This is a genomic window from Kutzneria sp. 744 (assembly GCF_000568255.1).
In the GTDB taxonomy this organism is placed as follows: domain Bacteria; phylum Actinomycetota; class Actinomycetes; order Mycobacteriales; family Pseudonocardiaceae; genus Kutzneria.
Genome location: NZ_KK037166.1, coordinates 6,669,896 through 6,681,523, shown reverse-complemented (window position 1 = coordinate 6,681,523; position 11,628 = coordinate 6,669,896). Strand labels below are relative to the sequence as shown.

11 protein-coding genes and 1 pseudogene are annotated in these 11,628 nt (G+C 70.3%); 7 read left to right on the top strand and 5 right to left on the bottom strand.

Features of this window, described 5'->3' with window-relative positions; translation table 11 throughout:
- Nucleotides 1–721: pseudogene (locus tag KUTG_RS30515) on the top strand (hypothetical protein); the annotation flags it as partial.
- Between the two features lie 61 nt (nt 722–782).
- On the opposite strand, the gene KUTG_RS30510 reads toward KUTG_RS30515, so the two are convergent.
- The gene (locus KUTG_RS30510) at nt 783–1,697 is read right to left on the bottom strand and encodes a LysR family transcriptional regulator (protein ID WP_043721661.1); all 915 of its coding nucleotides are present in this window, start codon (nt 1,695–1,697) and stop codon (nt 783–785) included.
- A gap of 82 nt (nt 1,698–1,779) precedes the next feature.
- Between KUTG_RS30510 and KUTG_RS30505 the strand changes: the two genes are divergently transcribed.
- A complete protein-coding gene (locus tag KUTG_RS30505) occupies nt 1,780–2,709 on the top strand; it encodes a DMT family transporter (protein WP_043721659.1) in 930 nt (309 codons plus the stop codon).
- Nucleotides 2,710–2,907: 198 nt separating this feature from the next.
- A complete protein-coding gene (locus KUTG_RS30500) occupies nt 2,908–3,129 on the top strand; it encodes a hypothetical protein (protein ID WP_157494867.1) in 222 nt (73 codons plus the stop codon).
- Here the strand turns inward: KUTG_RS30500 and KUTG_RS30495 are convergent.
- Nucleotides 3,072–3,746, bottom strand: coding sequence for a response regulator (locus KUTG_RS30495; RefSeq protein ID WP_043721655.1), 675 nt, complete (start codon nt 3,744–3,746; stop codon nt 3,072–3,074). The two genes, KUTG_RS30500 and KUTG_RS30495, sit on opposite strands and share 58 nt — an antisense overlap.
- Nucleotides 3,743–5,050 carry a PspC domain-containing protein gene (locus tag KUTG_RS30490; RefSeq protein WP_369794531.1) on the bottom strand — a complete coding sequence of 436 codons (1,308 nt, stop codon included), beginning with the start codon at nt 5,048–5,050 and terminating at the stop codon, nt 3,743–3,745. The genes KUTG_RS30495 and KUTG_RS30490 overlap by 4 nt, the downstream gene beginning before the upstream one ends.
- A gap of 112 nt (nt 5,051–5,162) precedes the next feature.
- Between KUTG_RS30490 and KUTG_RS30485 the strand changes: the two genes are divergently transcribed.
- Entirely contained in the window at nt 5,163–6,401 is a 1,239-nt protein-coding gene (locus tag KUTG_RS30485) for a PspC domain-containing protein (protein ID WP_198047361.1), read from the top strand.
- On the top strand, nt 6,394–6,597 hold the full coding sequence (locus tag KUTG_RS30480; RefSeq protein WP_043721648.1) for a hypothetical protein: 204 nt from the start codon (nt 6,394–6,396) through the stop codon (nt 6,595–6,597). Before KUTG_RS30485 ends, KUTG_RS30480 begins: the two co-directional genes overlap by 8 nt.
- Nucleotides 6,598–6,697: 100 nt before the next feature.
- Here the strand turns inward: KUTG_RS30480 and guaA are convergent, their stop codons facing one another.
- Nucleotides 6,698–8,242 carry a glutamine-hydrolyzing GMP synthase gene (gene guaA, locus KUTG_RS30475; RefSeq protein WP_043721646.1) on the bottom strand — a complete coding sequence of 515 codons (1,545 nt, stop codon included), beginning with the start codon at nt 8,240–8,242 and terminating at the stop codon, nt 6,698–6,700.
- Between the two features lie 275 nt (nt 8,243–8,517).
- Between guaA and KUTG_RS30470 the strand changes: the two genes are divergently transcribed.
- Nucleotides 8,518–9,015, top strand: coding sequence for a phosphotransferase (locus KUTG_RS30470; RefSeq protein ID WP_052395583.1), 498 nt, complete (start codon nt 8,518–8,520; stop codon nt 9,013–9,015).
- A 62-nt stretch (nt 9,016–9,077) separates the two neighbouring features.
- The gene (locus KUTG_RS30465) at nt 9,078–10,535 is read left to right on the top strand and encodes an aldehyde dehydrogenase family protein (protein WP_043721643.1); all 1,458 of its coding nucleotides are present in this window, start codon (nt 9,078–9,080) and stop codon (nt 10,533–10,535) included.
- Here KUTG_RS30465 and KUTG_RS30460 read toward each other — a convergent pair.
- Nucleotides 10,532–11,626: a hypothetical protein gene (locus tag KUTG_RS30460; RefSeq protein ID WP_043721639.1), complete on the bottom strand. Its 1,095-nt coding sequence runs from the start codon at nt 11,624–11,626 to the stop codon at nt 10,532–10,534. The two genes, KUTG_RS30465 and KUTG_RS30460, sit on opposite strands and share 4 nt — an antisense overlap.
- Nucleotides 11,627–11,628: the final 2 nt, after the last annotated feature.

The following is an 11,628-nucleotide window of genomic DNA, read 5'->3' as shown; positions in this document are numbered from 1 at the left end:
GACCCGCCTCGACGACCGCCCGTTCGACCGGCAGCCGACCCGGGTCGGCGGTGGCCCCATGGGCACCGGGATGAACGGCTCCGGCCCGAACACGCGGCCGCCCGGTCTCAGACCAGGTGAGCAGTCCATGCCGCCCACGCCGCGCAAGACCAGCAAGCGCCCCATGCTGCTGGCCGCGCTGGCCGTCGTGGCGGCGGCTGTCGTCGGCATCCTCGTGGCCAACGCCCTCTCCGGCGGCGGCAACAGCCGGGCCGACACCAACGGGCAGAACCCGCCCGTGCAGCCCTCGCTGACCACGGACAACCAGCCGACCGAGGTCTCCACGGCACCGACGTCGACGAAAAAGACGACCACCACGACCACCACCACCACGACAGTCACCACGACCACCCCGGACGGCCCGTCGCCCACGGATCTGGTCCACGCCGTCCAGGGCTACTACCAGCTGCTGCCGGACAACTCGGCCGAGGCGTTCCAGCACCTCACGCCGAACATGCAGCAGGCTTCCGGCGGGGCCGACTCCTACCGCCAGTTCTGGGCCGGCGTCGACGAGGTCAAGGCCACGAAGGTGACCGCGGCCGGCAAGGACAAGGTCAGCGCGGTGGTCACGTACAAGGACAAGGCCGGCAACACCACCAAGGAAGCCGACGTCTTCACGCTGGTGGTGCAGGACGGCCAGCTGCTCATCGACAGCCAGAGCAAGCAGTCGCTGCCCGACTGACCTTTATGCAGGGAAGGACGCCTTACCCTCGTTGAACGCGGGTAAGGCGTCCTTCCCTGCGTCAGGGGGTCCATTTCTCGGCGGCGGTGCGGAGGCAGCGCAGGAGGCTGGCGGTGGCCGGCTGGTCGGCGGTGAACTCGGGCACGGCGGCGTAGATGTGGCGGATGGGCTCGGGCCGGCGGACCGGGCGGACCACGGAGCCCGCGACGACGGTGCCCAGCCCGAGCCGGGGCACCATGCTGATGCCCAGGCCGGCGGCGACGAAGCCCTGCGCGGTCTGATAGTCGTTGCACTGCAAGGAGAAGCTCGGGCTGAAGCCGGCGCACGCGCAGGCGTCGAGCAGGATCTGCCGGCAGGTCCAGCTCTCCGAGTAGTACTCGTTGTCCACCCACGGCTCGCCGGCCAGGTCGGCCAGGTCGAGAACGTCCTTGTCGGCCAACGGATGCCCCTCGGGCAGCACTGCGGTGTACGGGTCGTCGAGCAGGTGGACGAGCTGGATTCCCGACAGCTGCGGCATCTTCCCCTCAGCCAGGACCACAATGGACACATCGGCCCGGCCGGCCGCCGCCTCGTGGATCGGGTCGAGTGGCTCCACGTTGGCCAGGTCCAGCTGCACGGCCGGATGCTCCTTGCGGAACTCCGCAACCGCTTGCGGCACAAGGCCGGCGCCGGCGGTGTAGAAGTACCGCACGCGCAGCCGGCCGGTGCGGCCCTCGCGCAGGTCGGCCAGCGCCCGCTCGGCCTCGGCCAGGTTCTCGGCGATGGTGCCGGCGTGATCGGTGAGCAGCTTGCCGGCCGCAGTGGGTCGCACGCCCCGGCCGACCTTCTCCAGCAGCGGCAGCCCGGCCTCCCGCTCCAGCACGGTGATCTGCTGGCTGATCGCGGACGGCGTGTAGCCGAGATTGGTCGCGGCCGCGGTGATGGACCCGCTGGTCACCACGGCCCGCAGCACCTGCATCCTGCGCACGTCGAGCATGCCCCAACACTACAGGTCGGCTTAAACGTTCTGAAGTTTATTTCACTTGTCCTGATGCTTCACAGACCGCAAGCTTAGTGCTGTGACAACTCCGGGAAGCCTCTTTCGACTGGTCTCGCTCGCCCTGATCTGGGGCTCGAGCTTCCTGTGGATCAAGCTCGGCCTCGACGCGCTGTCGCCGGGCCAGATGGTGTTCGCCCGCGTCGCGCTGGGCGCGCTGGTGCTGGGCGCGATCGCGCTGTTCCGGCGCACCGCGCTGCCCAGCGGCGGCCGCATGTGGGGCCATCTCGTGGTGTACGTCTTCTTCGCCAACGTGCTGCCGTTCACGCTTTTTGCCATCGGCGAGCAGACCATCGACTCCGGCCTGACCGGCGTCATCAACTCGACCACGCCGCTGTGGGCGGTGCCGTGCACGCTGCTGTTCGGCGCCGGCGTGCGCCGGCTCGGCCTCAACACGATCCTCGGCGTGGTGATCGGCTTCGCCGGCGTGCTGGTGATCTTCTCGCCGTGGGAGGCCACCGGCGTCAACATCGGCGGCGCGGCCGTCTGCCTGGTCGCCGCGGCCAGCTACGGCGTCGGCGTCGTCTACGCCGGACGGTTCCTGGCCAACAGGGGCGTCGCCCCCGGCGGCCTGGCCGCCGCCCAGATGCTCGTCGCCACCGTGATGGCCGCCCTGGTCCTGCCCTTCGACGGCCTCCAGCCGATCCGCTGGGACGTGCCGGCGCTGCTGGCGGTCGTCGTGCTCGGCGTGTTCGGCACCGGCTTCGCGTTCCTCATCCAGCACGCGCAGATCGCCAAGGAGGGCCCGACCTCCGCCTCGATGGTCGCCTACCTGCTGCCGGTGGTGTCGGTGCTGCTCGGCGTGCTCTTCCTGCACGAGGCGCTGACCATCCGCGAGGTCGCCGGCATGGTGATCGTGCTGGCCGGCGTCGGCCTGACCAAGCGCAAGGCCAGGGTTGTCACGCCCGAGCCAGTCAAGGAGCTGGCACCGCTACCCAGCACGGCCCGCTAACAACATGTAGTGCGGGTTCGCGCCGGTGCCTGGACCGCGGGCTGAGCTCGATCGAGTCTGTCCATCGATCGAGCTCAGCCAAGGGAAGGCACCGGCTTAGAGGCGAACCCGCCCCGCGCGGAACGCGCGGCAAAAACACTGAACCGCGTGCTCCCCGGATCCGTTGGCTGGTGTGGGACGGATTCGGGGAGCGTGGACATGCTGTGGGCAGTGGTCATCGGGGCATCGGTCGTCGCGGGACTAGCCATCTTCTGGCATCCCGGCAAGGGCGTGCACAGCGGCGGCGGGCCGGAGGGCACACACACCGTGGCGCACGTGATCGACACGCTGGAGATGGAGCTGAAGCTGGAGGAGTACGGCCGTCACACCAAGCGGCGGTCGGTGGCCCAGCGGGACAGCTCGTACCTGTTCGACAGCTGAGTCTTGCGCAGCACGCTGGAGACGTGGGTCTCCACGGTCTTCACGGAGATGAACAGCTCCGACGCGATCTCCTTGTACGCGTACCCGCGGGCCAGCAGACGCAGCACCTCGCGCTCGCGCGGGGTCAGCAGGTCCAGCTCGGGGTCGGCGATGGGGGCGGCGCCGGGCCGTTCGGAGAAGGCGTCCAGCACGAAGCCGGCCAGCCGCGGCGAGAAGACAGCGTCGCCCTCGGCCACCCGGCGCACAGACTTGGCCAGCTCCTGGCTGGAGATGGTCTTGGTGACGTAGCCCCGCGCGCCGCCGCGGATGACGGCGATGACGTCCTCGGCGGCGTCGGACACCGACAGCGCCAGGAACACCACCGACGGGTTGGCCGGGCGGACCCGGCGCAGCACCTCGGCGCCGCCGCCGTCGGGCATGTGCACGTCCAGCAGCACGACGTCGGGGTGGTGGTGCTCGATGCCGGCGACGGCCTCGCCGACCGAGCCGGCCTCGCCGACCACCTCCACATCCTGGCCGTGGGCGGCCAGCTCGGCCCGCACCCCGGCCCGGAACAGCGCGTGGTCGTCGACGAGGAACACGCGCACCGGCTTGCGGTCCTGCTCGGGCGTGGTCATGCCTTGGCCTCCTTCTTGCGGGGCATCTCCAGCTGCACCTCGGTGCCCTCCCCCGGCGACGTGCGCAGCCGGACCTTCCCGCCGTGCCGGTCCATTCTGCCCCGGATCGAGTCGGCCAGGCCGTGCCGATCGTCGGGCACCTGCTCGGGGTCGAAGCCCTTGCCCCGGTCCCGCACGAACACGGTGACCGTGTCCGGCTCGATCTCGGCGTACACGCTGACCTCGCCGACCCCGGAGTGCTTGGCCGAGTTGACGATCGCCTCGCGGGCCGCCTGCACCAGCGCGGTCAGCCGGACGTTCATCGGGCAGTCGCCGACGACAACCTGCTCCACCGACACGTCGAAGGTGTCCTCGACCTCGCCGCAGGCCACGGCGATGGCCTCGTGCAGGGTGCCGAAGGTGACCGGGGCGTCGGCCGCCTCGTTGGCCTCGGCCGCCGCGGCCCGGCCCCGGCCGTAGCCGGTCGGCCCGTACAGCCAGGTCCGCAGCTGCCGTTCCTGGCTGCGGGCCAGCTTGACGACCTCGCGCGGGCTCTCGGCCTGCTTCTGGATCAGCGCCAGCGTCTGCAGCACCGAGTCGTGCAGATGGGCGGCGATCTCCTCCCGCTCCTGGTCACGGATGCGGGCGCTGCGCTCGTCGTCCAGGTCGCGGACCAGACGCAGCCACCACGGCACGGTGATGACGCCGACCCCGACCAGTGTGGCCAGGATGGCGATCAGCACCGGCGGCACCAGCCCCGGCGAGACCTGCTGGAACAGGAACAGCCCCACACCGCCGCACACCAGCAGGACGCCGACGATCATCCGGAGCCGGGCCTTGGCGCTGCCCTCGCCGAAGAAGCCGGTCACGCCGGTCCGCGCGCCGTCACGCCATTTGCGCCGCTGCGCCTCGTCGGCCTCACGCCAGACCAGCGCCGCCCCGCCGATGCCGACCGTGGTCGGCACGATGAACCACTGGGCCAGGGATCCGCTGAGCACCGTGATCACCATGAACAGGCCGATGCCCAGGGCCAGCAGCGCGATGCCCTGCTGGCGTTCCTTGGCGTCCATCTCCGAGGCCCGCTCCTCCGGCGGCGCCTGCGCGGCGAACATCCAGAGCAGCACGTAGGCCAGCGGCCCGACGAAACCGATGGCGGTCAGCACCGTGAACCCGGCGCGCACCCAGATCACCGGCACGTTCAGGTGCTCGGCCAGACCGCCCGCGACACCGCCGGCGATCTTGTGGGCGCCACTGCGGCGCAGCCTGCGGTCCGCGAACACCTCCGGTGTCGCGTTCTCTTCCTCGACCAGCTGCTGCGAACTCACACCGGAATGGTCACACGCACAGGTGCGGGTAGCCATCAGGGACGAGCCCCGGGGTTTGATTCAGGGGGCTCCCGGATGCCGCACGAGGTCGCCAGGCCGCATGCTCGTCACCGTGAACACGACCAAGCACTCCGGGATCAACATCGAGCACCTGGTCGCGGACTTCTGGGCCACCCGCCCGAGGCGTCCGCGGCAGGGTCGGATGGTGGCCGGTGTCGCGGCCGGCATCGGGCGGCGTTACGGCATCGACCCGGTGATCGTGCGAGTGGCACTGGTCGTCGCGACCGTGTGGGGCGGCGCCGGCGTCCTGTTCTACCTGCTGGCCTGGCTGACGCTGGCCGAGGAGAACGACGAGGCCTCAGGTCTGGAAGCCATGCTCGGCCAGGGTCGCAGCTCGATGTCGCGGGGGCTGACCATCCTGCTGGCCGTGCTGTGCATTCCCGCCGTCACCTGGCTGTGGAACGGGCAGTTCGGCTTCTTCAGCGGTGTGTTCAGCGCCGCCGCGCTGCTGGCCGGGCTGTTCCTGTTGCACCGCAACCGCGCCGGACTGGGTGTGCCGGGCGCGCCGACAACGACTTCAGGGGGAACGATGACCGCGCCCAGTTATGCGACTGGCGCCACCGCCTCGGCCGAGTGGGACCCGCTGGGCGCGTCCCCGCTGCAGTGGGACCTGCACGATCCCAATGCGCCGGTGACCACGCAGCTCGCCACCGGCGACGACGAGGACAAGACCCTCGTGGTGCGGCCGCGCAAGCGCCACTCGCCGGTCGGCGGCGTGACCATGGGCCTGGCCGTGCTGACCGCCGCCGCCCTGCTCATCTTCCGGGCCGGTCTCGGCGCCAGCTGGCTGACCCTGCCGCACATCCTGGGCATCGTGGCCGGCGTGCTGGCCGGCGGCCTGGTGATCGGCGCGTTCGTCCGCGGCGGCCGCGGTCTGATCGTGCCGACCGTGCTGGTCGGGGTGGCCGCGGTGGCGCTGACCAACACGCCCAACGGCGGCGGCTCCGGCTTCGGCGACCTGCGGGCCAACCCGACCGACACGCTGGAAGCGAGCTACGCCCGGTCGTTCGGCGACGTGCGGCTGGATCTGACGGACTTCAAGTTCGACAAGGAGAAGCCGGCGCGGACCACCGTCAGCGTCGACGCCGGCCAGGCCCGGGTGATCGTGCCGGCCAACGTCAATGTGGACGTCACCTGCACCGCCGACGTCGGCGACGTGCGCTGCCTCAACCGCAGCCAGGACTGGCGCGACATCGACCTGCACGTGGTGGACAACGTGCCCAACGCGGTCGGCACCCTGCACCTCGACGTGCACGCGGGCGCCGGAGATGTGGAGGTCTACCGTGGCTGACATCGAGCGCCGGGGCGGTCCCCGGCTGGTGAGCCTGCTGTTCGGCATCGGCGGCCTGTTCGCCATGGCCTACGCGCTGTCCGACGGCAGCATGGCCGACCTGCCGTTCGGGGTGACCGGCCTGGTCGCCGGCGGGGCCATCCTGGTCGGACTGCTGATTCTCATGTGGACGGTCAGACCATCCGCCCGGAAGTGAGAGAAGGCCCCCGCCTTTGCCGAGGCAGGGGCCTTCTTCATGCGGGGAAGGACGCCTTACCCTCGTTCAACGCGGGTAAGGCGTCCTTCCCTGCATCAGGTCACTCCCACTCGATGGTGCCGGGGGGCTTGCTCGTCACGTCGAGGACCACGCGGTTCACGTCGGCCACCTCGTTGGTGATCCGGGTGGAGATCCGCTCCAGCACGTCGTAGGGCAGCCGCGTCCAGTCCGCCGTCATGGCGTCCTCACTGGACACCGGCCGCAGCACCACCGGGTGGCCGTAGGTGCGGCCGTCGCCCTGCACGCCGACGCTGCGCACGTCGGCCAGCAGCACCACCGGGCACTGCCAGATGTCGCGGTCGAGGCCGGCCGAGGTGAGCTCCTCGCGGGCGATCGCGTCGGCCGCGCGCAGGATCTCCAGGCGCTCGGCCGTCACCTCGCCGATGATGCGGATGCCCAGGCCCGGGCCGGGGAACGGCTGCCGGTGCACGATGGTCTCCGGCAGGCCCAGCTCCAGGCCGACCCGGCGCACCTCGTCCTTGAACAGCGCGCGCAGCGGCTCCACCAGCTTGAACTGGAGGTCCTCGGGCAGGCCACCGACGTTGTGGTGGCTCTTGATGTTGGCCGTGCCCGCGCCGCCGCCCGACTCCACCACGTCCGGGTAGAGCGTGCCCTGGACCAGGAAGTCGTACTGCTCCTTGTCCTGGAGGTCCTGCGCGGCCTGCTCGAACACGCGGATGAACTCGCGGCCGATGATCTTGCGCTTCTGCTCCGGGTCGCTGACTCCGGCCAGCGCTGAAAGGAAGCGCTCGCGGGCGTCCACGGTGACCAGGTTGACCCCGGTCGCCGCGACGAAGTCCCGCTCCACCTGCGTGCGCTCGCCGGCCCGCAACAGGCCGTGGTCGACGAACACGCAGGTCAGGCGGTCACCGATGGCCCGCTGCACCAGCGCCGCCGCCACCGCCGAGTCCACGCCGCCGGACAGGCCGCAGATGGCCCGGCCGTTGCCAACCTGCTCGCGGATCCGGGTGACCTGCTCGTCCACGATGGACGCGGTTGTCCACTGCGGACGGATACCCGCGATGTCGTGCAGGAAACGGCGCAGCACCTCCTGGCCGTGCGGCGAATGCCCGACCTCGGGGTGGTACTGCACGCCGGCGAAGCGCCGGTCCACGTTCTCGAAGCCCGCGACCGGAGCGCCTTCGCTGCTCGCCGTCACGGTGAAGCCCTCGGGGGCCTTGGTGACGCTGTCGCCGTGGCTCATCCACACCGGGTGGTGTGCCGGCAGGTCCTCGTGCAGCACGCCGCCGTCGGCGGTCAGGTCGGTGCGGCCGTACTCACGGGCGCCCGTGTGGGCCACGACGCCGCCGAGGGCCTGGGCCATCGCCTGGAAGCCGTAGCAGATGCCGAAGACCGGGATGCCCTGCTCGAACAGGGCGGGGTCCACCTGCGGCGCGTTGTCGGCGTACACGCTGGACGGGCCGCCCGACAGCACGATGGCCACCGGCTCCTTGGCCACGAGTTCTGCGACGGTCGCGGTGTGCGGAACGACCTCGGAGTACACCTGCGCCTCGCGCACCCGGCGCGCGATCAGCTGGGCGTACTGCGCGCCGAAGTCGACGACGAGCACGGGTCGGCTCACGATCAGCGGACCTCCTGGTAGCGGGGATATTCGCTATCTTCCCAGTTCCGACCCTGGCTAGCGTGCACCGGGTGGAACTGCGCGGCGGTCTGAACACGGTCTGGTTGATCGACGGCCGCGTCCACCGGCCTTCGGGACCTTGGTCATCACGCGTGCATGCCTTGCTGCGCCACGTTTCCGACGCCGGCTTCTCAGGTGCGCCGGTGCCGTTCGGCTTTGATGGTGACGGCCGAGAAGTGCTGTCGTACGTCTCAGGTGAAGTTGGTCACCACTTCCCGATGAGCGACGAGGCCGTGGTCAGCTCGGCCCGGCTGCTGCGGCGGTACCACGACGCCACGGTCGGCTTCGTGGCCGGCGGTGGCTGGCAGTGCCCGGCCATCGAGCCGGCGGAGGTGCTCTGCCACGGCGACTTCGCCCAGTACAACCTGGCCTTCTCCGGGGACACTGCCGTCGGCGTGATCGACTTCGACTGGGCCCGGCCGGCTCCGCGCTGGTACGACGTGGCCTACGGCGTCTATCGCTTTGCCCTGATGGACCTGGACCGGCCGTTGGAGGAGCAGCTGCGTGGCGCGGCCCTGTTCTGCGACGCCTACGACGCCTCGCCGGCCACTCGGCTGGGCGTGGCCGACAACCTGGCGGCGCATCTGATCTGGATGGCCGAGCTGGTCGAGCAGGATCCCCGCTTCGTCACGCAGCGTGCAGAACAGCACAACGTGATGTATCGGGCGCACGCGTCGGCTGTGCCCGACCTGCACAGGACACTTTGTAGGGGTTGACCTGGCTCGTTGTACCTGATGGCCACCGGCGTGACGGGCTGTGGTGGTCATATCGTGTGGTTATGGAAGACGCGATCGAGGCCAAGCCCCGCCCGAGCTGGATCGCCGGACACGCCGAGCAGGGCGCGACCGAGCTGCTGGTTCGCCACCCGTACGACGGCACCGAGGTGGCCTCCGTCGCCGTGCCCGGGCCCGAGCAGGTGGAACGGGCCGTGCAGGCCGCCGCCGACGTGGCCGTGAAGTTCCGGTCCTCGCCCGCCCACCTGCGGGCCGGGGCGCTGATGCACGTCTCGGAGCAGCTGGCCGCCCGGCGCGAGGAGATCGCCGAGGTGATCACCGCCGAGAACGGCAAGCCGCTGAAGTGGGCCGACGGCGAGGTCAACCGGGCCATCTCCACCTTCCGCTTCGCCGCCGAGGAGGCCCGGCGCTTCACCGGCGAGATGCAGCGGCTGGACACCGACCCGGCGGCCGACGGCCGGCTGGCCCTGGTCCGGCGGGTGTCCCGGGGTCCGGTGCTGGGCATCGCGCCGTTCAACTTCCCGCTCAACCTGGTGGCCCACAAGGTCGCGCCGGCGCTGGCGGTCGGCTCCCCGATCATCGTCAAGCCGGCGCCCCGCACGCCGCTGTCCGCGCTGATCCTGGGTGAGATCCTGGCCGAGACCGACCTGCCCGAGGGCGCGTTCTCCGTGCTGCCGGTGGGCAACGAGGAGACCATCGCACTGGTCAAGGACCCGCGGCTGCCCGTGGTGTCGTTCACCGGCTCCGGGCCGGTCGGCTGGTCGATCATGGACTCGGTGCCGCGCAAGCACGTCGTGCTGGAGCTGGGCGGCAACGCCGCCGCCGTGGTCGCCGGCGACTGGAACTCCGACGCCGACCTCGACTTCGCCGCCAAGCGCATCGCCCTGTTCGCCAACTACCAGGCCGGCCAGTCCTGCATCGCCGTGCAGCGCGTGATCGTCGACGCCTCGATCGCCGACGACTTCGTGCCGCGCCTGGTGGCCAGCGTCCGCGACCTGATCACCGGCGACCCGCACGACCCCGACGTCGAGGTCGGGCCGCTCGTCGACACCGCCGCCGCCGAGCGGGTCGCTTCCTGGGTCGACGAGGCCGTCTCCGCCGGTGCCGAGCTGTTGGCCGGCGGTCACCGGGCCGGGGCCACCATCGAGCCCACCGTGCTGGCCAATGTGCCGCACGACAGCAAGGTCTGGGCCGAGGAGGTGTTCGGCCCCGTGCTGACTGTGTCCGTTGTGGACGGTGACGACGCCGCCCTCGCCGCCGTCAACGACTCCGCCTACGGCCTCCAGGCCGGCCTGTTCACCCACAACCTCCAACTGGCCTTCCGTGCCGCCTCCGAGCTCGAGGTCGGCGGCCTCATCGTCGGCGACGTGCCCTCCTACCGCGCCGACCAGATGCCTTACGGCGGCGTCAAGGGCTCCGGCTTCGGCCGCGAGGGCCTGCGCTCGGCGATGGCCGACTTCACCGAAGAGCGCGTGATGGTCCTGACCAACGTGCAGTTCTAGGCGCTGCAGGGACCGGGCCACACTCGGTCCCCCAGCTTCTTGTCCCGGGCCACCAAAGCTTCGCGGGTGTCGAGCACCAGCCCCGTCCAGTAGAGCCTCAGGGCGTTCAACAGGGCCCGGCGGTCGGCGCCCACCGCCGGCTGATCGCTGTACAGTCCGGTGAAGCCGACCAGGCAGAGACCGACGATTCCCTCGACGCCCAGCCCCAGCCGGTCAAGACCCCGGGTTTTCAGCAGCAGCGCGTGGACACCGTCCCTCGGCACCACCGCGACGAATTCGATTACCTGCCAAGGAAATTCTTTAATGTCGGAGCCCAGACACAGGAGAATGCCGCCCGGGCTGATGGACAGCCGGCCGCCAGTGGGTGGGCGGAATCTCCTCCGTAGGCGACCGAAAGCATGCCCGATCAAGGCGGCGACGCCGGCCGTGAGCATGGCAAGCAGGGCTACCACGAAGCCCGGCAGAGGCTGGGCGTTGTTCGCCACGATCACCAGGTCCGCCAAGGCGGCGGGGATGGCGAACCTCGCCGGGTAGAGGGTGTAGCGCAGCTTGGACGGGAGCACGGCCGACTTGGCGGTTCGAGACCGCACCCGCGAGGTCCGCAGCACCCGCATGCCCTCGGTTTCCGGCAGGTTGTGCCGGGTCGCGACCACGACCATCGCACCCTTGGCCCAGATCCGCCGTGCGATGCACTCGCGTACGTCGGTCAGAGTCGTCGCGTTCACCAACAGCACCAGAGTGCGATGCTCCGGCAACCTCTTGATCTCGCGCCAGGACCGCGGCTCCAAGTCGATCTCTGACGTCTTTCCCCGGAAATGCCCCTCGCCGGCATGACGGGCCCAGAACCGAACCACCGCGACCGCATCGGGGCCGACCACCACGAGCGGCTGGTCGCCCAGATCGTCCAACGCATTCTCGATGGCGTCGTACAAGGACCGTATGTACTCCGACACCTTCGGCTTGGGCGGCCTGGGTAGCTGGGGCGTGTTGTTGATATTCACAACGACTTTGCGGCCCTGGAAGACGTGGCCGCCGACCGACCCGCTGACGTCGTTGTTCACGCTGCCGTTGTCGGTAGTCTCGTCCTCCACCC

Coding starts and splice junctions, on each gene's coding strand:
- KUTG_RS30465 (WP_043721643.1), top strand. CDS start 9,078: ATGGAAGACGCGATCGAGGCCAAGCCCCGCCCGAGCTGGATCGCCGGA.
- KUTG_RS30495 (WP_043721655.1), bottom strand. CDS start 3,746: ATGACCACGCCCGAGCAGGACCGCAAGCCGGTGCGCGTGTTCCTCGTC.
- KUTG_RS30500 (WP_157494867.1), top strand. CDS start 2,908: ATGCTGTGGGCAGTGGTCATCGGGGCATCGGTCGTCGCGGGACTAGCC.
- KUTG_RS30510 (WP_043721661.1), bottom strand. CDS start 1,697: ATGCTCGACGTGCGCAGGATGCAGGTGCTGCGGGCCGTGGTGACCAGC.
- KUTG_RS30470 (WP_052395583.1), top strand. CDS start 8,518: ATGAGCGACGAGGCCGTGGTCAGCTCGGCCCGGCTGCTGCGGCGGTAC.